The sequence below is a fragment of the Paraburkholderia sp. USG1 genome, assembly GCF_031570135.1.
Classification (GTDB): Bacteria; Pseudomonadota; Gammaproteobacteria; order Burkholderiales; family Burkholderiaceae; genus Paraburkholderia; species Paraburkholderia dioscoreae.
This window is the reverse complement of record NZ_JAMWXW010000001.1, coordinates 159,714-182,565: the sequence shown is the minus strand read 5'-3', so window position 1 is coordinate 182,565 and position 22,852 is coordinate 159,714. Positions and strand designations below refer to the sequence as shown.

The 22,852-nt window shown below is 64.3% G+C and carries 25 protein-coding genes; 18 read left to right on the top strand and 7 right to left on the bottom strand.

All coding sequences use genetic code 11. The features are described 5' to 3' along the window. Positions 1 to 16: 16 nt before the first annotated feature. Both NE850_RS00905 and NE850_RS00900 read right to left on the bottom strand, forming a co-directional pair. Positions 17 to 292 (bottom strand): acyl carrier protein, encoded by a 276-nt coding sequence (locus NE850_RS00905; protein ID WP_310698303.1) that lies wholly within the window; start codon positions 290 to 292, stop codon positions 17 to 19. Between the two features lie 53 nt (positions 293 to 345). Then, positions 346 to 1,527 carry an acyl-CoA dehydrogenase family protein gene (locus tag NE850_RS00900; RefSeq protein WP_405044785.1) on the bottom strand — a complete coding sequence of 394 codons (1,182 nt, stop codon included), beginning with the start codon at positions 1,525 to 1,527 and terminating at the stop codon, positions 346 to 348. A 275-nt stretch (positions 1,528 to 1,802) separates the two neighbouring features. On the opposite strand from NE850_RS00900, the gene NE850_RS00895 reads away from it, so the two are divergent. Beyond that, on the top strand, positions 1,803 to 2,639 hold the full coding sequence (locus tag NE850_RS00895) for an FCD domain-containing protein (protein ID WP_310698300.1): 837 nt from the start codon (positions 1,803 to 1,805) through the stop codon (positions 2,637 to 2,639). Positions 2,640 to 2,683: 44 nt separating this feature from the next. Here the strand turns inward: NE850_RS00895 and NE850_RS00890 are convergent, their stop codons facing one another. The 3 genes from NE850_RS00890 to NE850_RS00880 all read right to left on the bottom strand — a co-directional run bounded on the left by NE850_RS00890 (position 2,684) and on the right by NE850_RS00880 (position 5,244). Then, on the bottom strand, positions 2,684 to 4,108 hold the full coding sequence (locus NE850_RS00890) for an amidase family protein (protein WP_310698299.1): 1,425 nt from the start codon (positions 4,106 to 4,108) through the stop codon (positions 2,684 to 2,686). Between the two features lie 314 nt (positions 4,109 to 4,422). Further along, positions 4,423 to 4,662, bottom strand: a complete 240-nt coding sequence (locus NE850_RS00885; protein ID WP_310698298.1) for a helix-turn-helix transcriptional regulator — start codon at positions 4,660 to 4,662, stop codon at positions 4,423 to 4,425. A gap of 342 nt (positions 4,663 to 5,004) precedes the next feature. Then, a complete protein-coding gene (locus NE850_RS00880; protein WP_310698297.1) occupies positions 5,005 to 5,244 on the bottom strand; it encodes a helix-turn-helix transcriptional regulator in 240 nt (79 codons plus the stop codon). A 226-nt stretch (positions 5,245 to 5,470) separates the two neighbouring features. Between NE850_RS00880 and NE850_RS00875 the strand changes: the two genes are divergently transcribed. From NE850_RS00875 to NE850_RS00835, 9 genes are all read left to right on the top strand, one after another. Then, positions 5,471 to 6,346 (top strand): ABC transporter permease subunit, encoded by an 876-nt coding sequence (locus NE850_RS00875; protein ID WP_310698296.1) that lies wholly within the window; start codon positions 5,471 to 5,473, stop codon positions 6,344 to 6,346. Between the two features lie 5 nt (positions 6,347 to 6,351). Continuing rightward, on the top strand, positions 6,352 to 7,428 hold the full coding sequence (locus NE850_RS00870) for a branched-chain amino acid ABC transporter permease (RefSeq protein ID WP_310698295.1): 1,077 nt from the start codon (positions 6,352 to 6,354) through the stop codon (positions 7,426 to 7,428). Further along, entirely contained in the window at positions 7,425 to 8,159 is a 735-nt protein-coding gene (locus NE850_RS00865; protein ID WP_310698294.1) for an ATP-binding cassette domain-containing protein, read from the top strand. Before NE850_RS00870 ends, NE850_RS00865 begins: the two co-directional genes overlap by 4 nt. Further along, positions 8,146 to 8,889, top strand: a complete 744-nt coding sequence (locus NE850_RS00860) for an ABC transporter ATP-binding protein (RefSeq protein ID WP_310698293.1) — start codon at positions 8,146 to 8,148, stop codon at positions 8,887 to 8,889. The genes NE850_RS00865 and NE850_RS00860 overlap by 14 nt, the downstream gene beginning before the upstream one ends. Before the next feature lie 18 nt (positions 8,890 to 8,907). Continuing rightward, entirely contained in the window at positions 8,908 to 10,086 is a 1,179-nt protein-coding gene (locus NE850_RS00855) for an ABC transporter substrate-binding protein (RefSeq protein WP_310698292.1), read from the top strand. A gap of 53 nt (positions 10,087 to 10,139) precedes the next feature. Further along, positions 10,140 to 11,552 carry an amidase family protein gene (locus NE850_RS00850; RefSeq protein WP_310698291.1) on the top strand — a complete coding sequence of 471 codons (1,413 nt, stop codon included), beginning with the start codon at positions 10,140 to 10,142 and terminating at the stop codon, positions 11,550 to 11,552. Further along, positions 11,549 to 12,094: an amino acid synthesis family protein gene (locus NE850_RS00845; RefSeq protein ID WP_310698290.1), complete on the top strand. Its 546-nt coding sequence runs from the start codon at positions 11,549 to 11,551 to the stop codon at positions 12,092 to 12,094. The genes NE850_RS00850 and NE850_RS00845 overlap by 4 nt, the downstream gene beginning before the upstream one ends. A gap of 109 nt (positions 12,095 to 12,203) precedes the next feature. Further along, positions 12,204 to 13,199: a porin gene (locus NE850_RS00840; protein ID WP_310698289.1), complete on the top strand. Its 996-nt coding sequence runs from the start codon at positions 12,204 to 12,206 to the stop codon at positions 13,197 to 13,199. Between the two features lie 619 nt (positions 13,200 to 13,818). Beyond that, positions 13,819 to 14,061, top strand: coding sequence for an AlpA family phage regulatory protein (locus tag NE850_RS00835; RefSeq protein ID WP_310698288.1), 243 nt, complete (start codon positions 13,819 to 13,821; stop codon positions 14,059 to 14,061). 573 nt (positions 14,062 to 14,634) lie between these two features. Here the strand turns inward: NE850_RS00835 and NE850_RS00830 are convergent. Together NE850_RS00830 and NE850_RS00825 are read right to left on the bottom strand one after the other, a co-directional pair. Continuing rightward, positions 14,635 to 15,039, bottom strand: a complete 405-nt coding sequence (locus NE850_RS00830; protein WP_105777509.1) for a type II toxin-antitoxin system VapC family toxin — start codon at positions 15,037 to 15,039, stop codon at positions 14,635 to 14,637. Then, entirely contained in the window at positions 15,036 to 15,308 is a 273-nt protein-coding gene (locus NE850_RS00825) for an antitoxin (protein ID WP_310698287.1), read from the bottom strand. The genes NE850_RS00830 and NE850_RS00825 overlap by 4 nt, the downstream gene beginning before the upstream one ends. Before the next feature lie 842 nt (positions 15,309 to 16,150). Between NE850_RS00825 and NE850_RS00820 the strand changes: the two genes are divergently transcribed. The 8 genes from NE850_RS00820 (at position 16,151) to virB5 (ending at position 22,841) form a co-directional block, all read left to right on the top strand. Next, the gene (locus tag NE850_RS00820; protein WP_310698286.1) at positions 16,151 to 16,504 is read left to right on the top strand and encodes a hypothetical protein; all 354 of its coding nucleotides are present in this window, start codon (positions 16,151 to 16,153) and stop codon (positions 16,502 to 16,504) included. Continuing rightward, complete coding sequence (locus NE850_RS00815) at positions 16,497 to 17,087, top strand: hypothetical protein (RefSeq protein WP_405044784.1); 591 nt, start codon at positions 16,497 to 16,499, stop codon at positions 17,085 to 17,087. Before NE850_RS00820 ends, NE850_RS00815 begins: the two co-directional genes overlap by 8 nt. Then, positions 17,084 to 17,755, top strand: coding sequence for a lytic transglycosylase domain-containing protein (locus NE850_RS00810; RefSeq protein ID WP_310698285.1), 672 nt, complete (start codon positions 17,084 to 17,086; stop codon positions 17,753 to 17,755). The genes NE850_RS00815 and NE850_RS00810 overlap by 4 nt, the downstream gene beginning before the upstream one ends. A 97-nt stretch (positions 17,756 to 17,852) precedes the next feature. After that, complete coding sequence (locus NE850_RS00805; protein ID WP_310698284.1) at positions 17,853 to 18,134, top strand: TrbC/VirB2 family protein; 282 nt, start codon at positions 17,853 to 17,855, stop codon at positions 18,132 to 18,134. Positions 18,135 to 18,147: 13 nt separating this feature from the next. Beyond that, on the top strand, positions 18,148 to 18,480 hold the full coding sequence (locus NE850_RS00800) for a VirB3 family type IV secretion system protein (RefSeq protein ID WP_310698283.1): 333 nt from the start codon (positions 18,148 to 18,150) through the stop codon (positions 18,478 to 18,480). Between the two features lies 1 nt (position 18,481). Further along, complete coding sequence (locus NE850_RS00795) at positions 18,482 to 20,953, top strand: VirB4 family type IV secretion/conjugal transfer ATPase (RefSeq protein WP_310698282.1); 2,472 nt, start codon at positions 18,482 to 18,484, stop codon at positions 20,951 to 20,953. After that, positions 20,950 to 22,134 carry a type IV secretion system protein gene (locus NE850_RS00790; RefSeq protein WP_310698281.1) on the top strand — a complete coding sequence of 395 codons (1,185 nt, stop codon included), beginning with the start codon at positions 20,950 to 20,952 and terminating at the stop codon, positions 22,132 to 22,134. The genes NE850_RS00795 and NE850_RS00790 overlap by 4 nt, the downstream gene beginning before the upstream one ends. Beyond that, positions 22,131 to 22,841 carry a P-type DNA transfer protein VirB5 gene (gene virB5 / locus NE850_RS00785; protein ID WP_310698280.1) on the top strand — a complete coding sequence of 237 codons (711 nt, stop codon included), beginning with the start codon at positions 22,131 to 22,133 and terminating at the stop codon, positions 22,839 to 22,841. The genes NE850_RS00790 and virB5 overlap by 4 nt, the downstream gene beginning before the upstream one ends. The last annotated feature ends 11 nt before the right edge of the window (positions 22,842 to 22,852 follow it).

Genomic DNA, 22,852 nt, shown 5'->3' with positions numbered 1-22,852 from the left:
CGCTGCGCGCGCCGGATCAGTTGCGCTGCGCATGGGATTGCACGAACGAGACCAGATTGCCGAAGCGCACGAAGAGGTCGGACGAGAGGTCCTCGGGGGCCAGCGTGAAGCCGAAACGCTGTTCGAGCTGCAGCAGCAGTTCGGTCATGTTCATCGAGTCGACGCCCAGATCGAAAAGGTTCGTGTCGTCCGAGATCAACGTCGTGTCCAGGGTACTGCCGATGCTGGCCAGCAGGCAGGTCTTGATGGTGGCCGCGATGTCCTCGCGGGCCGAACTGGGGATCTGCGTCATCGAATGTCTCCGTCAGGGGGAATACTCGGTGGTCGGGTCGTCGTTGCTGCCGGCTACGCGGTATCCCACGGTTGTTGCGGGGACCGGAGCGCAGCTCGCGCGATCATGAGCCGCTGGAAATCACCGGTTCCTTCCATGATGTCGAACGCCTTGGCGTCGCGGTAACCCTGATCCAGCGCGGGATGCGCGGCAACGCCGTCGATCCCGGCCACGTCGATTGCGGTACGCGCTACCCTGGCCGCTACGCGCGAGGCGTAAGCCTTGGTCATGGACGACTCCACGGAGGTCGCAAGTCCCTGGTCGGTTTTCCATGCCGTGCAATGACAGAGGAGCCATGCGGAGGTGATCTGGCGGTCGATGTCGAGCAGGAGCGCGTCAATGTCGGCGACGCGAAGTCGGGGCGCCGCGGGCGTGCCGCCCGCCTCGAGCCAGGCGGCGAGTTCGGCGCGTACGCGGCGGCACGTACCGACCATGACTGCGGAAAGGAGGGGGCGGAAGTAGTCCCACGAGCGCTGCGCGCCCGAGAATGCGTCGTCAAGCGGCTGCTCGTCACCGCGCGCGAGCATGGCGTCGTGTGGCACCTCACAGTCGGTGAACGACAGCATCGCGAGCTGGCTTGCACGCAGGCCGGCCATTTTTTCGATACGCGTGACCGAGAAGCCTGGCGTCTCGCGATCGACCAGGAAGGCACGGATGCCGTAGCGGCCCATCTGCCGGTTGAGTGTGGCGAAGGTGACCACGCAGTCAGCGCGGGCGCCGTTCGTGATGAAGCATTTGGTGCCGTTCAGGACCCAGCCGCGGGCGGTTTGGCGCGCCGTGGTGCGCATTGCGGTTGCGTCCGAACCGCAGTCGGGTTCGGTAATCGCGAATGCGCCCCAGCGTGGGGTGACTGATCGGAAGCGATGGAAGAACTGCGCCTGCTGCGCGGCCGATGCCAGCGCGACGACCGGTGGCATGGCGAGACCGGGGCCAGGCAATGCGAGCGCAAGGCTGGCGTCGGCCTCTGCGAGCCAGGACATCAGCGTGGCCTGCGCGACCAGAGGCTGCGTCTCGGCGCATCCGCCATAGGTCTCGGGCACCAGGCTAAGGTTCAGCGCAGGAACGTCTTCGGGGCGCCAGGGCGGTCCGGCGATGTCACCGCTCGCGTCGGAATCCCGGCTGAATGCTCGCATGCCCCTGGCGAGCTGCCCAAGATCCGCGCCGCGGCGCGTGAGCGCCAGATCTATTTCGCTCATCGAGTGTGCTGGCTGCGATGTATCTGCATGCCGCGTCATGACCCGTTCTCCCCCCAACCAGCGCAATTGCGCCCAGGCACGGCTGCCGCCAGGGCGCCCGGAAGGCGCTCAGGCATCGTGTGAATTAAGCGTAGACACCGGGAGGTACCGTCGTCACCCCCGAACCTTCGGAGGGTGCGCGCTGAAGCCGGCGGCGGCGTGAGGGCGTGGGGCCCGGCGATGGCCGATAATGACGCCTGAACCGAACGACGAATGGCCAACTACGGGTGTGACGTATGGCAGGGCGAAAAGAGACCACAGCAAAAAAGGCATTGCCGCAGCGGGACAAACGGGGACCGCGCACGACCAAGCGGGGTGATCAGGTAGCGGAGCTCATCAAGAGCTGGATTACCGATGGCAGGGTGCGTCCCGGCGTGCGGTTGAACAAGGAAGCGGAGCTTCAGGAGATGTTCAACGTCAGCCGCGGCTCGATGCGCGACGCGCTCAAGGCGCTGGAGGTGCAGGGCCTGGTGCGGCTCAGTACGGGACCGGACGGGGGCGCGACCATTACCCGAGTGCCCCTTGCGCGTGCTTTCCAGGCACTGCAGAACTACCTCTTTTTCGAGAGCATCAGCCTCGAGGACATCTACGCGGTGCGGCGCGTGTTGGAGCCACTATTGGCGGCGGGGGCGGTCGAGTATCTGACAGAGGCGGACCTGGAGGCGCTCGAGCGTAGCGTGGAAGTCTGCGAGCCGTTTGTCGCCAGTCACGAGCACGCGCTGGACCAGCGGCATGAGGACATCCATTTCCATGATGTACTGGCGCTGGCGAATCCGAATGCTTTCCTGCGCTGCGTCTGCCAGATCATCAACCAGATGCTGCATAGCCTGGTGATCGTCGCCGGCAACGTGACGCAGCATGAGTACCAGGCATTCGGCAGGCAGACGGTCGCGGCCCATCGGGCCATTCTGGATGCCGCGCGCAGACGTGACGTCGCTGCGGTCGAGAAGCTGATGGCGGCGCATATGGACGAAGCTGAAGCGCAGCTGCGCAAGGTACATGCGGCCCTGCGCCAGAAGCTTGTGCTCGACTCAGATCTCGACCTGCATGGGGGCCGGAAGGAGAGCCCGTAGCGGGCGTCCGGACATCGATCGCGGGGGGCCGTTGCGGGCCGATCTTAGTGAGGTTTCCGGTTGGCGAGGGAGGCGGAGAGCGAGCGGGCCAGGTCGGCCAGGGGAGCGAGTCCGAAGGCACGTTCAATGATATGGCTTGCCCAGAGTACCAGGGCATCGGCGTGACGGCCGCCGACGATCTGGATACCCAGCGGCAGTCCTTCGACTGTCGTGCCCGCGAAGACGCTGGCAGCCGGTAATCCGAGCTGGTTGCACCAGGCCGTGAAATGCGGAAACAGGTTGTCAACGGCCGGAAGGTCGGCGAGCCGCATTGCGACCCGGGAGTAGACGGGGCAGATGATGAGGTCGTGCCGCTCGAAGAAGGCATTGACTGCCGCTCCGAGTTCGCCGCGCTCGATCAGTGCGGCGAGCAGCGCCTCGCGGGAGACTGCGGCGCCCGTGTCGGCATAGGCCAGCAGCGAGGGATCGAGTGCCGCGCCGCGGTCAGTCATGCCATCGGCGAGCTGGCGGCAGCAGGCAGGCCACAGGGTGGCGTGGACCGCGTTGCACCGGGCAATTCCGGGTGGATCCTCCGGCTGCACCTGCGCGCCGAGCTGTCGAAAGACCTCCACAGCCCGGATGACTGCATTCTGGACGTCCGGCTCGGGAGTGACGTCCAGGCCCAGAGCGGGACTATATGCGATGCGGATGCCGCCCGGTGTCGGCTGGCATTTGAGGCCCAGTTCGTAATTGCTCGCCTCGAAGGGCAGTGCATACCAGTCCCGGCTGTCCGGCCGGCTGATCACGGTAAGGATGCGGGCGGCATCCGCAACGCAACGGGTCATCGGCCCAACATGACTCATCAGCCCGAACGGTCCCCTCGGCGCATGGGGAACGCGCCCGAAGCTCGGCTTGAAGCCGAAGGTGCCTGTGAAGGCGGCCGGAATCCGGATCGATCCGCCGCCATCGGTACCGATCGCGGCCGGCGCCATGCCCAGCGCGACCGCCGCCGCAGCACCGCCGCTGCTGCCGCCGGGCGTGCGGTCCCTGTCCCAGGGGTTCCGGGTAATGCCCGTGAGCGGACTGTCGGTGACGATCTTGTGGGCGAAATCTGGCAGTGTAGTCTTGCCGAAACAGATGGCGCCGGACTCGCGCAGCCGGGCGACGCAAGGACTGTCCGTCGTGGATGGTGACGCGTCGGACGCGCGTGAGCCATAACGTGTGGCAAGACCGGAAACCGCCACGTTATCCTTGATACTGACTGGAATGCCATCCAGTGGTCCGAGGGGGCGACCATGCTGCCAGCGCGTTTCGGATGCCCGGGCCATGCTGATCGCGTCGGTCGCGATTTCGCGGAAGGCATTCACCGCCGGATCAAGCTGCTCGATGCGCTGGAGTACGGCGGACATGGCCTCTACCGGCGAAGCCGCCCGGGTGCGGTAAAGCGCCAGGAGTTCGCTCGCCGTCAATTCACAGAGTTCGCCCTGCATGTCGCCACCAATTAATTATAACAAATCGACAATATTGCTGATTGGGCTCAATGTCAAGAACGGAGTTCGTCCGTACATAGGCCATGATAATAGGGGTAAACGCGGTACAAGCGCCGGTTGACACCAGATTTCGGCGAGCCTAATTTAATATTAATGAATAGCCGGTCACGAACGGTGGCGACCGCTTATGTTTCGAGTCTGGGCGTGCGTGATGACTACCGTTTGTCATACAGTGTCGGGGACGGGGGATAGGCGGCCGGCGACGTTTTGGCCGGTCAGCGTGCCGCGTGCGAAGGAGTCCGCTGCGCGACAGTTCAGCGCGGGCTGGCGCGATCCTCGGCGGACTTGAGCAATTGCGAAACCGTGGTGCCGAGCGCGTTTGCGATGTCGACAAGCGCATCGAATCCGACGGGCGTCTGGGCGCGCTCGATGAGCGAGATGGTGTTCGGATGAACGCTAGCGCGCAGGGCAAGACCAGCCTGCGTCAGCTTCTTCAGCCGGCGGCGCGAACGGACTTCTTTCCCGAGTGCTTCGATCAGTGCTTCCGGGGTCATGCGGACACAAGTGGGTAGGGCTGATCGAGTATCGGGGAACGAACGTCATGAAATTCACAATAGATTGTGTAAACGGGTTTTTTGCGGACTAAAATTCACAATATTTTGTGTAAACCGGCTTGGCGCGAAGTGCGTGCCGTGGCAAAGAAGCCATCTGGCAGGGAGAACAGTTTTCGGTGCGCTGACCGGGGACGAGGGTGCGTGCGTGCTGTCTAGGGCTGGGGGCGTGAGGCTAGCGGGGGTGCTGGCGTCGTAGGTAGTCACTGTTGACGTCAGGGGGCCGGCCGCAGATGACGCGAGCCGTTCCCGGATGACGGCAGTCAGAAGGCCGGGGCGGTGTCGTCAGCGACCGTCTGCGCGTTCTTCTGCGGCCTTGAGCAGCTGGGAAAGGGATATGTCGAGTGCGCGGGCGATATCGAATAATGCATCGATGCCGCCGAACGTCTTGGCGCGCTCGATGAGCGAGATGGTATTGAGATGAACGTTGGCGCGCAGGGCGAGACCGGTCTGCGTCAGTTTCTTCTGCCTGCGGCGTGAGCGGATCTCTTTCCCGAGCGCTTCGGTCAGTGCTTCCTTGGTCATGCGGACTCGTTTGGGCGGGACGCATCGAGTATCGGGGAGCGAACGCTGACAAATTCACAATAAATTGTGTAAACGCAATTTATCGCCGTAAAACACACAATATTTTGTGTAAACGCGCTGTGGGAAGCCGGGTAGTCGGGGGGCAGTCAGCACGGGACGCCGCGTCCCGGCACCGTGCTGGCTGGTGACTGGAGTGATGGGGAAGTGATCGATCTGTGAGGAAAGGATGGTAGTGATCCTGAATATTGCGAGCTACGTCTGTCTGCTTGCGATGATTGCGGTGGGCCTGGCGGTGGTGTTCGGCATGATGGATATCGTGAATCTCGCACACGCCGAGTGGGTCACGATCGGCGCCTATACGCTGGCGACCGTCCAGGCAGTCACCGGTGCGCACGGCTACTGGGTTGCGCTGCTCGTGGCACCTGCAGTGGGGGGGGGACTTGGCTGGTGTCTTGAGCGACTGGTTATCCGGATGCTGTACGCGCGTCCGCTCGATACGATGCTCGCGACCTATGCGATCAGCCTGATCCTGCAGAAGGGACTGGAGATCATCTTCGGTACCCAGCCGATGCTCGTGTACGCGCCGTTCGATGGTGCGGTTCCAGTGCCGGGCGGAAGTTATCCCGCCTACCGCATCTTCGTGATCGCGGTGGCGCTCATAGTCATCGCGTGTTGCTGGTTGCTGTTCGCCCGTACGCGCTTCGGCACCCAGTTGCGGGCTGTCATACAGCATCCCGCCATGGCGGAGGCAGCGGGCATCGACACGAGGCGGCTGAACCGCATCGCCTTCTCGGGCGGCGCGGCGCTCGCCTCACTCGCCGGTGTACTGGTGGCGCCCATGGTCTCGGTGGAATCCCACATGGGGGTCTCATACCTCGCCAAGGCGTTTTTCGTGATCGTCCTGGGCGGCATCGGTTCCATCGCCGGCAGCATCCTCGGCAGTGTGGTCATCGGCAGCGCAGAAACGCTGCTCAGCTATCGCGTCGATCCCTCTCTGGCATCGGCCGTCGTGCTGATCCTCTCGATCGTGGTGATCCGGTTCAGGCCGCAGGGCCTGATCCCGGGGTTCAGCGCCGCCCATCAGCTTCTCGGTAAAGGATAAAACGCATGTCAGGGAAACACGCAGCGCTTCTGCATTTGTGGTTTTCGCAGCCACCACTCGGCGCCAGGGACGTTCCACCCATGCTGATGTGGGGCACAGCCGCGGTCGCCGGTATTCTTGTGCCGCTCTTTGCCGGACCCTGGATATTGTCGACGGTCCGCGACGCGCTGATCATGGGCATCCTCGCGCTCAGCTATGACCTGCTCTGGGGACGTGCCGGCATTCTCACGCTCGGACATACGACGTTTCTCGGGCTTGGTGCCTACGGCTTTGCCATTGCGACGGTGCAGTTCGCGCAGACGCCGGTAATCGGACTTGTGTGTGCGGTGGGATGCGCCGCGGTCGTTGCGATGGTGATCGGCTACTTCCTGCTGTTCGCTGGCGTGCGGCTGCACTTCTTCGCCATCATCAGTCTCGCGGTGCTGATCGTTGCGCAGCAGCTCGCCGTCAGCTGGCAGTCCGTCACGGGAGGCGACACCGGTATCCTCGGCATCCCCGCACTCTCGTTCGCCATCGGCAGTTACATAGTCGATTTCGGCGCGCCCGCTGCCTCCTGGTATGCCGTGTCCGTGGTTCTGCTGGCGGCGACCGCACTCCTGTGGTTGCTGTGTCGCAGCCGGTACGGCAAGGTACTCGATGCGATCGCGAGCAATGAGTGGCGCGCCAAGGCATGTGGCTATCACACCGCGTCCCACCTTCTGCTGGTCTTGGTTGTCTCGGCGATGCTGGCGGCCCTGGCCGGCGCGCTCATGGGCGCGTGCTCCGGTGTCGTCGCGCCTGACGTTTTCTCGCCGCTGCTCTCGACCGAGGTGATTCTCTGGGTGGCCATCGGCGGCCGCGGAAAGACCGGAGGACCCGTCGCCGCCGCTGTGGTCCTGACGCTGGTCAAACAGGTCGTGTCGAGCTACAGCACAGACGGTTGGCCACTGATTCTTGGTGGTCTCTTTCTCGTGTGCGTGCTTTTCCTGCCCAACGGCGTTCGGGTGTCCGGCATCGTGCGCGCGGCGCGTCGAATTTCCCGGTCCACGTCGAACACTACGGCGTTCCATCGCGCGAGGCACGCGCAGGAGGAGCGGCAATGAGCGCGCCCTTTCTCCAGGGCGCGGGTCTGTCCCGGGCGTTCGGTGGCATCAAGGCCGTAGCCGGCGTCGATATCGCGATCGGTTCTCGTGACCTGCTGTGCGTGATAGGGCCGAACGGCGCCGGTAAAAGCACGCTCGTGGGTCTGCTCTCCGGCGCCATCGCGGCCGGCAGCGGCGAGCTGTATCTGGACGGCGAGCGGATGACGGGCCGTCCGATGCATCAGTTTTGCCGCCGTGGCGTGGTGCGCAAGTTCCAGGGCACCAACACCTTTCTGGCGATGAGCGCGCGCGACAACCTGATGGTTGCCGGGATGGGCGTCGCAGCGTACCGCGATTCGGCGATGCCGGACCCCGATGCAGTGCTGGAAGAGGTTGGTCTGTCGGCAGAGGCGGGCCGGCTTGCCTCGCACCTGTCTCACGGCGAGCGCCAGTGGCTGGAGATCGGCATGGCCATCATGTGCCAGCCGACGCTGCTGCTGCTGGATGAGCCGGCGGCCGGTCTGTCCACGAAGGATGCACAGCGTCTCGTTCGCCTCATCCACCGGTTGCGTGAGCGGTGCGCTGTACTTGCGATCGAGCACGACCTCGGCTTCGTGCAGGCCCTGTCCTGCGAGACCTGGGTAATGCACCGGGGCGAGGTGGTGCGCCGGGGATCGTTCGCGCAGATAGCGGGGGACCCGGAGATCCGCCGCATCTATCTGGGCAGGGGGGCCGCTCATGCTGCGCATTGAGAACCTGTGCGCCGGGTATGGCGACGTGGACGTGATCCATCAGCTCTCGCTGGACGTGCTGCCCAACGAGGTTGTCGGGGTGCTGGGATGCAATGGCGCAGGCAAGTCCACGCTGGTGAAGGCGATCATGGGACTGCTTGCGCGCACGAGCGGCACCGTGCACTTCCTGGAGCAGCCGCTCAACGGGTTGCGCACGCATGAGATTGCCCGCAGGGGTATCGGTCTTGTGCCCCAGGGGCGCTGGATCTTTCCGAGGCTCACCGTGCGCGAAAACCTCCTGATGGGCACGCAGGCCGCAGGGGGTGCCGACATCCTCGAGGAGGTGTTCGACTATTTTCCGGTGCTCAAGCAGCGACTGTCCCAGCAGGGCGGGACGCTCTCCGGTGGAGAGCAGCAGGTCCTCGCCATATCCCGCGCGCTGTGCGGCCGTCCAAAGCTGCTGTTGCTCGACGAGCCCTCCGACGGGGTGCAGCCGAACCTGGTCGAGCGCATCGGGGAGGTGATTCCAGAACTCTGCCGCCGCTCGAAGCTGGCCGTTCTCCTTGTCGAGCAGAACCTCGACCTCGTCCTGGGAAGCGCACAGCGTTGCATCGTGCTCAGCAACGGCCGGCTCGTGCATGCCGGCCCGGTCGAGCCGCCTCGCAGCGGAACGGAGGAACACCCGCTCGCGCGATGGCTCTCTCCGGCCGCCGAAGTCGAGGCGGACCTTCGCCCTGAAAACATCCAGTAACTATCACAGAGACCACGCATGAACCGACGTGAATTTTCCCGAACCGTGCTGCTCGGTGCAGCCGCCTCCCTCGCCACATCGGCCGTTTCCCCGTTCGCGCGTGCAGCCGGGCCGCTGAAGATCGGCCTGCTCGCGCCTCTCAGCGGACCTCTCACGCGGGTGGGGCAGACGAACCGCAACTGCGCTGCGCTGGCGGTGGACGAGATCAATGCTGCAGGCGGCCTGCTCGGACGGCCGCTGCAGCTGAGCGTCGAGGACACACAGATGTCGACGGCTGTGACGCTCGAAAAGGCACGGCAGCTCTTCATGCGCGACGACGTGGCGATGATCACCGGCATGGTGCTGCCGTCGGAGCGCGAAGCGGCCCTTCAGGCGGCGAGGTCGGCCCGCAAGCTCGTGGTCTATCCGAACTTCGACGAGGGGCGGTGTGATCCACAGCTGCTCACGACGGGCCTTGCTGCAAGCCAGCGCATCGATCCGCTTATCGCGTGGCTCATGCGCGATGGTGGGCGCTCCGTCTGCGCAGTCGTCTCGGACATCGGCAGTAACCGGAAGGTACTGATCCCACAGCTGCAGGCGGCAGTGACCCGGCACGGCGGAAAGTTTCTCGACGTCTACTGGTTGCCGTTCGGCACGCGCGATTACGGCGCGGTCCTGCAGCGCGTCGCCAGTGCGGGCCCCCAGATCGTGTGGCACAGCATCGGCGACGATCCGGTGACCTTCGTCAAGCAGTACCGCTCGTTCGCGATGAAGCCGCAGCTCGTGACGGACATCGCGCATGAATCGCTGTCGATTGCGACGACCGGCGCATCGACGGGCACGATCGGCGTGTCGTCGTATTTCATGAGCATCGACAACCCGGAAAACGAAGCGTTCCTCACGCGCTATACGGCGCATTACGCCGACGCGCGCGATCCTCGCCTGGGCCGGTATGCAGTGGTGCTGCCGCATGGCGAGAACACGTACGCGGGTATCCGGCTCTTTGCCGAGGCGGTGAAGTCGGCCGCAAGCGTAGACGCGGCCCGCGTCCGTGCCGCGTTGCCTGTGGTGTCCGTGGCGCTGCCGCGCGGCAGGACCGGGTTGAGCCACGACGGCGGTCACGTCCTCTGCCAGACCCGGATCGGTCAGGCACTCGCCGACAACAGTTTTTCGATTCTCGACTCCACGGGTCCGGTCACACCGGCCTGCGAGGGATAGTCACGGTTCACGTCAGTGGGGCCGTTTTCATATGAATCAATCAGGACTACAGAATGGATGACGTGGTGATGCAGAATGCGGCCCAGTTGCTGGCCGGTTACCGGCAGCGGCGACTGTCGCCTGTCGAGGTCATGTGCGCGGTGCTCGACCGGATCACGAAACTTGATCCGGCGGTCAATGCGTTCTGCGCGCTCGACGAGGAGCGCGCGCTGAAGGCTGCGAGCGACTCGGAGCGCCGCTGGCTGAAGGGCGAGTCGTGCGGCCCGCTCGATGGCGTGCCTGTCTCTGTGAAGGATCTCGTGGCGGTGGGGGGACTCCCGACGCGATATGGATCGTGGACCTCGTCGCCCGACCGGGAGTACGAGGATGCGCCGGCCGTCGCGCGGCTACGCAGCGCGGGCGCCATTCTCTTTGGCAAGACGACGACCTCCGAGTTCGGCAACAAGATCGTCACCGACTGTCCTCTGACGGGCGCTACCCGTAACCCCTGGGATACGCAACTGTCATCCGGCGGCAGCAGCGGGGGAGCCGCAGTTGCCGTGGCACTCGGCATGGGACCGCTCTCGCTCGCGACGGACGGCGGCGGCTCGATCCGGATTCCAGCGTGCTGGAGCGGAGTGGTGGGTTTCAAGCCGACGTTTGCACTGGTGCCGGCAGGCAGGGCCGCGTCGTGGACGGCACTGTCCACGCTCGGGCCGATCGCGCGCACCGTTCGCGATGCCGCGCTGATGCTCGACGCCATGGCCGGTGCCCATGACGGATATCCCGGCACCGGCGCGCCACCGTGCTATACGGCAGCCCTTGACGGCGGTGTCGCAGGCTTGCGGATCGCGTACTGCGCGTCGCCTGGCGGCATTGAGGTGGAACCGGACATTGCGGCGAGCATCAGCAAGGTCGCAGACGCGTTCGCCGGACTCGGCGCGACAGTCGTGCCGGCCAACGTCGAACCGGTCGCAGATTACTACGGCGACGGCCGTATGCATTCGATCCAGTGGTCGGTGTTCTTCGCGCAGCGTGTCCGTCACATGGAACTGGCTGACCGGACCCTGCTTGATCCAGAACTGCTGGCTCTGGCGGAAGCGGGGACGCAGATCGATACCGCGACGTTTGCCGACGCCCTGCTCGCGCGGCACGCGCTCGGCGTCGCGATAGAGGCTTTCTTCGCGCAATACGACCTGCTGATCACGCCAACCTTCCATTGCGGCCCGCCTCCGGTTCCCGGGTTGCCCGGTCGTCTGCGCACGGCGCCGCTTCTGACTGCGTGGTGCAACCAGGCTGGCGTACCCGCCATATCCGTGCCCTGTGACTTTGCCGGTGGGATGCCGGTCGGCGTACAGCTCGTTGGCCGACGTGGATGTGATGCGCTGGTGCTGCGGGCCGCGCATGCGTATGAGCGCGCGAGAGGCGATTTCCCGTCGCCGGACGTGAGGCTGCTCGGGGCCGGCGCGACGGAGACGGAATCATGAGCCTCACTGTGACGCGCGTCGTCATCCAGCTTGTCGAGCGGTGCGCCGAACTGGACACGCCGCTGACATCGCCCCACCGGCAGGTGATTGCGGCAGCCGTGCTCAGACCCGCGTTCGCCGACATCGACGATGACCTCACGGTCCTGTGCGCGCTCGGCGACGACCTCGGCCGGATGCTCGCCGGTCGCGCGCTGCAGGCCCTTGGCTGCGCGCCTGCCGCGGTGCAGGCCTACGGCAAGGCCGCGCTCGTCGGGATGGACGTTCCACTCGAATGGGGCGCTGCGTTGCTCCATCCACGTCTGGGCAAGGCCGTACGCGCGTGTCTTCCAGGCGCGACTTCGATCATGCCATCAGTCACGAAGCGCGCGACGGCCGGTGCGACCGTCGATGTTCCGCTGCACGGGACCGCGGACATGTGGAGCTTCGACCACTTCGACACGGCGAGCCTGTCGGTGGCCGATTCACCGGGCCCGGCCGAACTGCTGGTCGCCGTCGCGCTCGCCGACAGCGGCAGACCGCTGGCCCGGGTGAGGCCGGCATGAGGTGCAGGCGACAGGGTTGGCCGGCTGCGCGGCAGCGTCACACAGGACATTCACAAGCGAAGAAGGAGAGACCATGGGCTGGGACAGGCGGGGAACATGGAGCAAAGCAATGGCAGCGCTCGGGCTGTGTGCTGTGGCGGGCGCCGCGCAGGCGCAATCGTCGGTATCGCTATACGGGCTTGCCGACGCGTTCGCAGGGGTGATACGCACGCCGGGTTCGTCGAATGCATGGCAGGCTGGATCGGGTGGCATGTCGACGTCGTACTGGGGAATGTCGGGCGCCGAAGATCTGGGAGGCGGGCTCAAGGCGATCTTTACGCTGGAGAGCTTCTACCGGATTAACGGCGGGCAGGTGGGCTCGTTCGACGGACAGTCGTTCTTCGGGCGGCGGGCATTCGTGGGGCTGAGCGGGAAATTCGGCCAGTTGACGCTCGGCCGCAACGACGCGCCGCTGTTCGTGTCCACGCTGCTGTTCAATCCGTTCGGCAACTCGTTCGTTTTTTCGCCGATGGTGGTCCACACCTTCCTCGGGTCGGCAATGGGCGCGGCGTCGGTGCAGAGTGATACCGCGATCGACGACTCGATCGCCTGGCAGACGCCGGAAGTGGCTGGCCTGTCGGGCAGTCTGCTGTACAGCAATGCGGGGGTCGCGGGCCACGCCGGGCAGGCAAACTACAGCGCGAACCTGCTGTACTTTGCAGGGCCGTTCTCGGCGACGGCCGCGGTGCAGAGCCTGCACACCGCGTCGCTGTTCCTGAACGGCGCGACGGAGCAGACCGCATGGCTCGTGGGCGGCGCCTACCGGCTGCGGGCCGTGAAGCTGTACTTTCAGTACGAACGGGTAACGAACAACAACGACCTGACCGACGATACCGTGCAGGTTGGGGCAAGCGCGCAGGTCGGGACGGGCAGTGTGCTGGCGTCCTGGGCGGGAACACGGCGACGGCCGCAGCAGGGCAGCGACCTCCGCTGGTCGACGGTGGCACTCGGATACGACTATCCGCTTTCGAAACGGACCGATGTCTATGCTGCGTGGCGCTACGATACGATGAGCAGCGTGTCGTCGGGCAACAGCCTCGGTGCAGGCATCCGGATGAAGTTCTAGGTGACCCGGCGCGGGGCCGAACGCTCATGGGAAGATGATCGCTGCAAGGCCATGTGCGTTGCGAATGACGTGCAGCGCTTTGACACGCTGTCTTTCGTCCCTGACACGGTGGCTTCTCCCGGGCCATACAGGCGGCCAGTTCATCAAGATAGCGTTCGGCCCGCGCTGTCATGGCAACGATCGCTTCGACCGCTCCGCGCGCTACCCGTATTCCGTTTCCAGGCGATTGAATTCTTCAGTGGCCGGCATATCCGGCTGCTTTCCTCATCTGCAATGCTGCGCGCGATGCAGGGATGCAGTGCTACGGGCCGGAGCGCCGGCCGTGGATCATGCGCGTGCCGTCGCACAGACGTTCGCTTTCGGGGACGGGCCGGCTCGAAGCGATGAACTGCGCGCAAAGCTTTCTGGCTGCTGATCGCGGTCAGCGCTGGTCATAAGGTTCTCCCTGAAACGCACCCATTAGAGGCAATTCAGTAACCATGATGCGATTGCGCGCCCGGTGTCCGCCTCCCGACGGGAGCCCCCGCCGATAAGACGGGTTTGGCCGTGAGCGGCGCGCGCTGCTTGAATGCCCTCGTGTCCCGCCCGTTACGGGCAGGAATGTTTCTGGGGGCTAGTCATGAAAACCGATAATGCGGGCGCGGGCGATATTCTGCGCCGCCGGCAGGTCGAAATGCGCACGGGTCTGTCGCGCTCGACCATCTACCGACGTATGCAGTCGGGCACGTTTCCGCTGGCTGTCCAGCTCGGTGGCCGCCTGGTGGGATGGCGGGCAGCAGACATCGAAGCGTTCCTCGCGAATCCTGCGCGCTATCGCGTGCCTGCACACCTGCGCCCGCAGGGCGCGGGAGGCCGGTCATGAGCCGGAATATGGCTACGGCACCGCTCGGACTGCGTCTGGCGAACTGGGGTAACGCAGCGCGTGGTGTGTACGATCGGGTCGATGCCGCGAGGATCACAAAGGCCTGGGAGACATTACATCCACGGCATCGCGACATGCTGCGTATGGTGTATCTCTGGCACGCCAATCGTGAGGTCATATGCCGACGGCTGCGCATACCCCGTCGCCCCGCGCAACGATTTGCACTGGAACTGGCGGCCGCACATGCGGCCCTCGCACGGGCATTGGAGACCGAAAACCTCGATCGCGACACTCACCCACCGCTGCCCGACTGCGGACATTAAGGTGCTCACGCGTCTGGCGTCGAGCGTTCTTTTCATGCCGCGCGGCATGGTGCAGCAGTGGGGTGTGGTACATGCTGGCTGTACCCGTTATCAACGTACCGGCCGCGCTCCGGGGCATATCGGTCCGCATGTGTTCGCAGATACGGAAATGGGGCACGGGTCGGACGAACGACTCTGTTGGAGGTTTGGCGAGGCTGTCTGGTGGGGGGCGGCGCACTTGTCGTGTGACCGGTACCCGGTGGAGTGTCGGTTAACGGTCAAGCCAGTTTTCGATCGCCAGACCGCGTATGCGGCTGAATTCTTTCGTGTTGTCCGTCACGAGTGTCAGCCCCAATGCGTAGGCATGAGCGGCGATCAGAAGGTCGTTTGCGCCTATCGGTTGGCCGGCAACCTCCAGCTCTGCGCGGATGCCGCCGTATTCCGCGTCGGCAGGGACTTCCAGTGGCAGCACGGGAATGGTTGCGAGGAGGCTTTCCACTTTGGCGAGTAACCTGGCCGAGCCCTTTTTGGCGCAACCGTAGCGCAGTTCCGCTGCAACGACGATACTCGTGCAGATCGACTTTGGATCAATCTGTTCGACCCGGGCGGCTACCTGTCCGGACGGATTCCGGATCATGTCGCTGATGATGTTCGTGTCCAGCAGATAGCCGCTCAAAATATGTTCTCCGGCCGCACAGGCGGATCTTCAATATCCGGGAACTGGTCATCAGGCCCGGGGGGCGGCTCCTGTCTCCAGGCGGCCAGCAATTCGATGATGTTCGCAGGCGTTTTCACGGGTTCGAGGATGAGCCTGTCGCCCTCGCGATGGATGAATACACGATCGCCCGGTAGCTCGAATTCGACGGGGATACGCACCGCCTGGCTCCGGTTGTTGCGAAACAGCTTGGCCTCCTTGGGCCGGTTGGATGGCGCTCGTATTGGCACAGTTATCTCCTTTGTATATGCAAATTGTATATGCCATGCTGGATTAGTCAAGTGTCCCCTGGTTTGGAGAGGATTGCCGCCGTTGTGCAAACGCGCCGCCGCAACGGCGTGCGCCGGATAAACAAAGATTTGGGTTCACGAAGGATTGCGGCGGATCGGCATCCGATATCCGATACCGGATGCCGATCCGGTAGCCACTGCACGGACGCCGGAGGGGCGGCAATGGCCGATCGCCATCGGTTCATGCAAGACCGCGGCAGGTCGTGGCTTCTCGCCAGTGAGTGGGACTTGTGCAGAATCTGTCGTCCCAGCTCGACGGTGAGGCGCGTGGTGCAAAAAAATATCACCGGCGTGAACTGCGAGTTGAAACGAGCCGTTACCTGTGAGCGTGTAGACCGTCCGGTCATCTTGACCTGCGTCTGGCATCGCATGCGCGGGCGACGCAACACGCGTGCTGGACGAAAGTGGCCGCAACCGCAGCGAAATTTTTTTGGGAACTGCTGGGAACACGTGGGAACACCTGGGTAAAGCTCGGGTTAGCCGCGCTTCCTGAAGCCCTTGCATCGCGCAGCGGACTCGCCTAGATTGAAGCCAACAATCTGATCCGGTCAACGTGCCCAGCACGACCGAGTACGCGTTAGCGGCCCCGCAGTTCGATGTCTGTGCGACGACGTGGTGTGCCCTGACGCATTCGCAAAAAAAGCCTGCATTTGCAGGCTTTTCTGTTTTCTGGCGCCGATGCAATGATCCCCCGTTGAGCCCGCGGTCAGCCTCTCCGGCGCCGCGGGTTCCTTTTTCTTCGCAGGTTCATCGACCGCGGGCGCAGCTGAGGACGATGAACCATGAAATCGCTATTGATCATTTCGGCGAGGCACCGTTCGGGCAGCACCACGCTCACGTGTCTGCTCGCCCGGTATCTGCACTCCGTCGGTCACCGCAGGGTGCTGGTACTCGACCTTGCTGACCCGCCGTGGTGCGCACGGTTGATCGACGATGAAGCATTGCCGCACGGATATGCCTGGCTGCTAGGTGCGGCTCGCGTTGAATGCGTCGGGGATGCCGGATCAGGTGATGCTGCGATGGGCGAAGCGACGCGGACCGTGACGGCCTGCCTGAAAGTGATCACGCGGCGGCTCGATGCCATCCCGGGCGAGGCGGCCCCAGTCCTCCGTCAAGCGGAGACCCGCCATGCGTGACGCCGCCCTGATCACGACCTGTCCCGCGGGGATGACCACCGCCCGTCCGGCGCTGCTGCGTGCATTGCGCTGCTGGGTGGCGGTTGTCGCCGCGTGTCTCGGCACATCGATTCTTGCACCAGGCACCGCCCGGGCCGACGACTGGGGCTGCCAGGTGATTCTGTGCCTCTCCAATCCTGGTGGACCCGAGCAGTACGGAGAGTGTGTTCCCCCGATCGGGAAGTTATGGGCGGCGTTGCGCCACGGCGATCCATTTCCGACCTGCGACTTCGGCGCGGGCGGCTCGCAGGGCACGTCGGCCGCGAACATCTTCGCGAGCGCCGGTTACTGCCGTGAGGATCTGCTGTACTGGGGCGGTCCCGAGCAGAGTGAGCTGCTGTGCAATGCGCGCGGTGCGATCAACGTGGAGATCGATGGGGCGCTGTACACGCGGGTATGGTGGGACGCGAGAGGTACAGACCGCACGATTACGGAATTCTATGGGGCCGGGAGTACAGCAGTACCGTACCAGCCGACGCAGTCTGCCCGTCTCTTTCTCGAGCGCGAGTACGACAGCGCCGGTGGACAGGGAGGTGGCGAATGATTCCGCTGGCCGCATTCCTTACCCTCGCACAGCAGTGTGCACCCGCTGTGGCGCCTTCCACCATGGCCGCCGTCGTGCAGGTCGAATCGGGATTCAATCCCTATGCGATCGGGGTCGTGCACGGCCACCTGCAGCGGCAGCCTGCGAACCTCGACGAAGCCGTTGCAACCGTGCATGCCCTTGAGGCTGCCGGATGGAATTACAGCGTGGGCCTCGCCCAGGTGAACAGGTCGAACTGGGCCCGGTTCGGCCTGACGCCGGAGACGGTCTTCGATCCGTGCCGGAATCTGGCCGCCGGTGCAGCCATCCTGGAGGGGTGTTTCGAGCGCGCGAATGACGGAGGCAAGCCTGGCCATGGGCCGGCGCCCAGGCCGAGCCAGACCGCGCTACGCGCGGGACTCTCGTGCTACGCGAGCGGCGATTTTCTCACCGGATTCCGCACGGGCTATGTCCAACGCGTTGTTGCCCAGGCTACGCGCACTGACCTGATGGTCCCGGCTATTGGCGCCGGCGCAGCGCCCATTTCGGTGATTCCCTCCGCGCCCGAGGGCGCGCGTCCAGCCAGACCACCTGTTCCAAAGGGGACTGCGCAATCCACCGATGGCTGGACCGAGCCACTGTCCGACCCATCCGGCGACACGACCGAGCAAAGCGCTGTCGTGTTCTGAGCAGAACGTGAGTCAACGCGTGCGACAGGAGCAATCCATGAAATCAGGATTACATATCAATGAAAGGCGGTTACTGGAGAAATTCCGGTTTTCGCGAATGAGGAGGTGTGCCTCGCGCGGTCTCGCAATCATTCCCGCTCTTGCGCTGACCGTCACGCCGGCATACGCGCAGCTCTCGCAGGTCAACACGCTGCTCACAACGATCCAGACCACGCTCCTCAGTGTCGGTGCGGTGGTGTGCTCGATCTCGATCATCTGGGCCGGCTTCAAGATGATGTTCCAGCACGCGCGGTTTGGGGACATTGCCAATGTGTTCATCGGTGGGCTGTTCGTCGGGTGTGCCACGGTGATCGCGGCGATGCTGATCCCGACGAGCTGAGGCGGAGGCGAACATGAATCCGCACTCGAGTCCACTCAGGGATCCCGTCTTCAAGGGCTGTACGCGTCCGGCGATGCTGTGGGGCGTGCCGCTGGTGCCGTTGCTGATGGTGGGCGGCGGCATCCTGATTCCGTCAATCTGGGCGTTGCTCGCGAGCCCGCCGGTGGGCGTCGGGATAGTGCTGCTCCTCATTCCCGTCTTCGTCACCATGCGCTCGATGACGCGCCATGACGATCAGCGGCTCGGTCAGTGTGCGCTGTGGGTGCGCATGGCAATCCGTCAGCGCAATCGCCGCTTCTGGGGCGCCCACGCGTACGTGCCGCTCCGCGTGAAGAGGAGGGGCTGACATGGCCGCGCAGCCGCAACTCATCGGTGTGGCCGAACGCGAGGTGGTGCTCGCTGATTTCGTGCCGTTTTCGTCGCACGTCACCGATCACGTGATCCGCACGCGTGAGGGAGACTATCTCCGGGTCTGGAAGGTCGCGGGAATCGCCTTCGAGGCTGCCGACCCTGGCGACATTCTCGTGCGTCATGAAGGATTCAACCAGCTCGTGCGCAGCCTGCCGGGTGGTCACGTGGGCCTGTGGTCACACCGGATCCGCCGGCGCGTAACAGACCACTTCGCGACACCCTACGCCGAGCCGTTCTGCCAGGAGCTCGCCACGCGCTATTACGCGAGTTTCGCCGGTTATCGCATGATGGCCAATGAGCTGTACCTGACACTCGTGTACCGGCCGCATCGCACGCGTCTCGGGCGCCTGTTCGGCCAGGCAGGCCGCCGCACGCCGGACGATATCCGTCGCGACCTGCGCGAGGCAATGAAGGTTTTGGCAGAACTCGCGGCACAGGTCGAGTCGGGACTGAAAGCGTGGGACCCCGAGCCGTTGGGAACCTATACGAGGTCAATCCGCTATACGCAGCGTCCTGTACGGTTCTCGGCAGCGCTCGAGTTTCTCGGCTACCTGGTCAACGCTGCATGGGAGCCGGTCCCTGTCCCGTCGGGCCGGATTGCCGACGCGCTGCCGACGTCGCGGCTGTTCTTTCATACGGAGAAGGTCGAGATCCGCATGCCGGGCGCGACGCGCTATGCGGCGCTGCTGGACCTCAAGGACTACCCCGAGCAAACCGAGCCGGGGATACTCGACGGGCTGCTTTATGGCGACTTCGAGTACATCGAGACCCAGAGCTTCACTATCCTCGACCGGCCGTCGGCGAAGGAAGCGCTCGAGCGTCAGCGCAACCAGCTGATCGCGGGCGAGGACGTGGCGGTGTCCCAGGTGCAGGCGATGGATCAGGCACTGGACGATCTGGTCAACGGCGATTTCGTGCTGGGTGAATATCACTACTCGCTGGCGGTCCTCGGCGATCGTCCGGACGAGGTGGCCCGTCATGTCGCGAAAGCGCGCACGCAGCTGGCCGACGCCGGGTTCCAGACCGCGCTGGTCGACCTGGTTGCGGACGCAGCATGGTTTGCCCAGCTCCCCGGTAACTGGCGCTATCGCCCGCGCGAGGCGAAGCTGACCTCGCGCAATTTTTGCGGGCTCGCGAGCCTGCATAACTTTGCGACGGGCAAACGCGACGGCAATCCGTGGGGCGAGGCGATCACGATCGTCAAGACGCCGAGCGGTCAGCCGCTGTATCTGAATTTCCATGCCACACCGGAGAAGAAGGACTCCGGTGACGAAAAGGCATTGGCCAATACCCAGATTATCGGACAGGCGGGCGCAGGCAAGACGGTGCTGGAACTGTTCCTGGTGGCCATGGCGATGAAGTATGGCCTGACCAGCGTCGTCTACGACAAGGATCGTGGTACGGAGATCGCAGTCCGCGCGATGGGTGGGCGCTATACGGTGTTCCGGCGGGGTGTCCCGACGGGACTCAATCCGTTCCAGCTTGAGCCAGACGCGGCGGTGCTCGACTTCTGGGAGCGGCTCGTGCGCCGCCTCGTCGATACGGGTGTTCCACTTTCCGCGAAGGATGAACTCGACATCTCACGGGCGGTACGCGAAGTCGCGCGGATGGAGCGGCGCATCCGGCGCCTGTCGATGGTCCGGCAGTTGCTGCCGGCTGTGGGCGAGAACAGCCTGCACGCGCGGCTCACGAAGTGGTGCGCGGGCGGGCGCCTGGGATGGGTTCTCGACAACCCGTCGGACCTGCTGGATTTCAGCCACAACCGGCTGTTTGGTTTTGACGATACCGAACTGCTCGACGACCAGGAGGTGTCGACGCCGGTCACGATGTACCTGCTGCATCTGACAGAAAGTCTGATTGACGGGCGGCGGTTCGTATACGTCCTTACGGAATTCTGGAAGCGCCTGGCCGATCCGGTTTTCACAGACTTCGCGAATAACAAACAGAAGACCATCCGCAAGCAGGGGGGCCTAGGCATCTTTGATACGCAGTCACCGGCCGATGTCCTGCGCAGTGACATCGCGCGTGCACTGGTCGAGCAGACGGCGACGTTCTTCTTCCTGCCGAACCCGCGTGCCGATTACGACGACTACGTGCACGGGTTCAAGCTGACCGAGGCGGAATTCAATATCGTGCGGAGCCTTGGCGAGAACAGTCGTCTTTTCCTTGTGAAGCAGGGCCATGGCTCGGCTGTCGGCCGGCTGGACCTGGGCGGACTGGGCGACGTGCTCGACGTGCTCTCGGGCACGACCGACAACGTCGAACTGCTCGACGGCATCCGTGCCGAGGTCGGCGATGACCCCGCCGCATGGCTTCCGGTGTTCCATGAGCGGCTTGCGAGGCGCCGCACCGCTGGGGCGACACCGGACGTGCCTGCGCGGCGCGTATCCAGAAGAGGTGAGCGATGAGTGGCCTGTTCACTTCAGTCGGCGGCACGCTCGAGAACGGCATGTCGACGTATGTCACGAGTGTCTCGTCGGCCCTTTCCAGCGCGCTGGTGCCCGTGGTCACGACGGGCCTGACGATCTGGATTGTTGCGTACGGATTCGCCGTGGTACGTGGCGAGGCACATGAGTCGGTGCCGGCATTCGCATGGCGTGGCCTGAGGGTCGCCATCATGCTGGTCTTTGCGCTCAGCGCAGGCGTCTATCAGTCCCAGGTCGTCTCGGCAGTCGAAGGGGCGACGTCGGGGCTGGCCCAGACGATCCAGACTGCGGCTGCCAATGCGGGGGCGGGCAACGCCGGGTGCGGGTCGGTGAGTGGCAGCAGCGTGACAGGTTCAAGCGCTACGTCCATTTACCAGACACTCGACTGCTACGACCGGCAGATCGACATCGTGATGGATGCGTATTTCGACAGGGCGACACACGAGGGAATGAGTGTCAGCGGGTTTGTCGCAGGCATGGGCGATATGGCCGGTGGATTCATCGTCGGGCTGGGCGGCGCAATTTTTCTCATGGTGCTGGCCTTCGAGGTAACGATGGCCAGAATGCTGCTGGACCTGGTGTTGGGACTCGGTCCACTTTTCATCGCGTGCGGAGCATTCGGCCCGACCGCGCGCTTCTTTGAGGCGTGGACGGCGAAGGTGACGAACTACGCGCTCTTGCAGGTTCTCATCGCAGCCTTTCTCGGAATGGCGTTGACAGCGTTTTCGGCAGACCTGGCACCGTTCAATGTCACGACCTCATCGCCCGATGCCAACGCGACGGCGCTTTCGGCGGCGGGGCAGGCCGTGCTCACTGCGATTGCCCCGTGGGGTGCGGCGTTCGGCCTGTTCATCACGTCACTGTTTCTCGCTGCCATCGGATGGCAGTTACCTGCGGTTGCTTCCGGGCTCGCGGGTGGCGCGACGGTTTCGGGATTCGGTGCATTCGTTGCCGGATTCGCATCGCGTGGTGCGGTGAGGGGGCTAGGTGCCGTCGTGCGACTGGGGCATGGCCTGCGTGGGCCCGGTGGCCGGATCAGCAGTCGAAGCGGAGAGTCCGACGGCGCGAAGGCAGCCGGCAGCACCGAACAGGTTCCGGCCTACCAGCGCGCGGCTCGCGAACATCTGGGCGACCAGGACAGCACAGGAGGTTCATCGTCATGATCAGGTCGCTTATTCATTCCCGTATCGGCTCTGTCGTAGCAGCAACGGCTGTGCTGCTGATGTCGTCTTGGGCGCGTGCACAGGGTATCCCTGTGTACGACGCCCAGAACGTTGTGCAGGCGATCGCAACGGTGGGGCAACTGAAGGACGAAGTGCAGCAGGAGATGCAGCTGTACCAGTCCCTTAGCGGCACCCGCGGCTTTGGCGAGCTGATGAACAACCCGGTACTCCCCAACTCGTTGCCGTCCAACTGGCAGTCAGTGTATACGGCGATCCAGAACGGTGGCTATGTCGGCCTGACCGGCAATGCCCAGACGTTGCGCTCGGCGAGCCAGATTTACAACTGCGAGGACCAGAGAGGCCTCGACCAGCAGGTCTGCCAGCGCGCGCTGAACAAGCCGTTTCAGGACAAGGCGTTCGGTACCCAGGCCTACCAGACCGAACTTCAGGAGCTCGACCAGATCCAGGGGCTGATGCAGCAGATCGACGTGACGCAGGACCAGAAGGGCATCGGAGAGCTGCAGGCGCGCATTCAGATCGAGAGCACTGCAGTCGGCAACGAGATGACGAAGCTACAGCTCTTCCGGATGCTGGCCGACTCCGAAGACCGGCTGATTGCCGAGCAGCAGCAGGAGCTCGTGCTCAAGCGCGCGGGCAATACCGCCCGGCTGCAGGACCAGATGGTGCCCTCGAGTTTCGGGAACTGATCCCGCCCAGT

Coding starts and splice junctions, on each gene's coding strand:
- NE850_RS00905 (WP_310698303.1), bottom strand. CDS start 292: ATGACGCAGATCCCCAGTTCGGCCCGCGAGGACATCGCGGCCACCATC.
- NE850_RS00900 (WP_405044785.1), bottom strand. CDS start 1,527: ATGAGCGAAATAGATCTGGCGCTCACGCGCCGCGGCGCGGATCTTGGG.
- NE850_RS00895 (WP_310698300.1), top strand. CDS start 1,803: ATGGCAGGGCGAAAAGAGACCACAGCAAAAAAGGCATTGCCGCAGCGG.
- NE850_RS00890 (WP_310698299.1), bottom strand. CDS start 4,108: ATGCAGGGCGAACTCTGTGAATTGACGGCGAGCGAACTCCTGGCGCTT.
- NE850_RS00885 (WP_310698298.1), bottom strand. CDS start 4,662: ATGACCCCGGAAGCACTGATCGAAGCACTCGGGAAAGAAGTCCGTTCG.
- NE850_RS00880 (WP_310698297.1), bottom strand. CDS start 5,244: ATGACCAAGGAAGCACTGACCGAAGCGCTCGGGAAAGAGATCCGCTCA.
- NE850_RS00875 (WP_310698296.1), top strand. CDS start 5,471: ATGGTAGTGATCCTGAATATTGCGAGCTACGTCTGTCTGCTTGCGATG.
- NE850_RS00870 (WP_310698295.1), top strand. CDS start 6,352: ATGTCAGGGAAACACGCAGCGCTTCTGCATTTGTGGTTTTCGCAGCCA.
- NE850_RS00865 (WP_310698294.1), top strand. CDS start 7,425: ATGAGCGCGCCCTTTCTCCAGGGCGCGGGTCTGTCCCGGGCGTTCGGT.
- NE850_RS00860 (WP_310698293.1), top strand. CDS start 8,146: ATGCTGCGCATTGAGAACCTGTGCGCCGGGTATGGCGACGTGGACGTG.
- NE850_RS00855 (WP_310698292.1), top strand. CDS start 8,908: ATGAACCGACGTGAATTTTCCCGAACCGTGCTGCTCGGTGCAGCCGCC.
- NE850_RS00850 (WP_310698291.1), top strand. CDS start 10,140: ATGGATGACGTGGTGATGCAGAATGCGGCCCAGTTGCTGGCCGGTTAC.
- NE850_RS00845 (WP_310698290.1), top strand. CDS start 11,549: ATGAGCCTCACTGTGACGCGCGTCGTCATCCAGCTTGTCGAGCGGTGC.
- NE850_RS00840 (WP_310698289.1), top strand. CDS start 12,204: ATGGCAGCGCTCGGGCTGTGTGCTGTGGCGGGCGCCGCGCAGGCGCAA.
- NE850_RS00835 (WP_310698288.1), top strand. CDS start 13,819: ATGAAAACCGATAATGCGGGCGCGGGCGATATTCTGCGCCGCCGGCAG.
- NE850_RS00820 (WP_310698286.1), top strand. CDS start 16,151: ATGAAATCGCTATTGATCATTTCGGCGAGGCACCGTTCGGGCAGCACC.
- NE850_RS00815 (WP_405044784.1), top strand. CDS start 16,497: ATGCGTGACGCCGCCCTGATCACGACCTGTCCCGCGGGGATGACCACC.
- NE850_RS00810 (WP_310698285.1), top strand. CDS start 17,084: ATGATTCCGCTGGCCGCATTCCTTACCCTCGCACAGCAGTGTGCACCC.
- NE850_RS00805 (WP_310698284.1), top strand. CDS start 17,853: ATGAGGAGGTGTGCCTCGCGCGGTCTCGCAATCATTCCCGCTCTTGCG.
- NE850_RS00800 (WP_310698283.1), top strand. CDS start 18,148: ATGAATCCGCACTCGAGTCCACTCAGGGATCCCGTCTTCAAGGGCTGT.
- NE850_RS00795 (WP_310698282.1), top strand. CDS start 18,482: ATGGCCGCGCAGCCGCAACTCATCGGTGTGGCCGAACGCGAGGTGGTG.
- NE850_RS00790 (WP_310698281.1), top strand. CDS start 20,950: ATGAGTGGCCTGTTCACTTCAGTCGGCGGCACGCTCGAGAACGGCATG.
- virB5 (WP_310698280.1), top strand. CDS start 22,131: ATGATCAGGTCGCTTATTCATTCCCGTATCGGCTCTGTCGTAGCAGCA.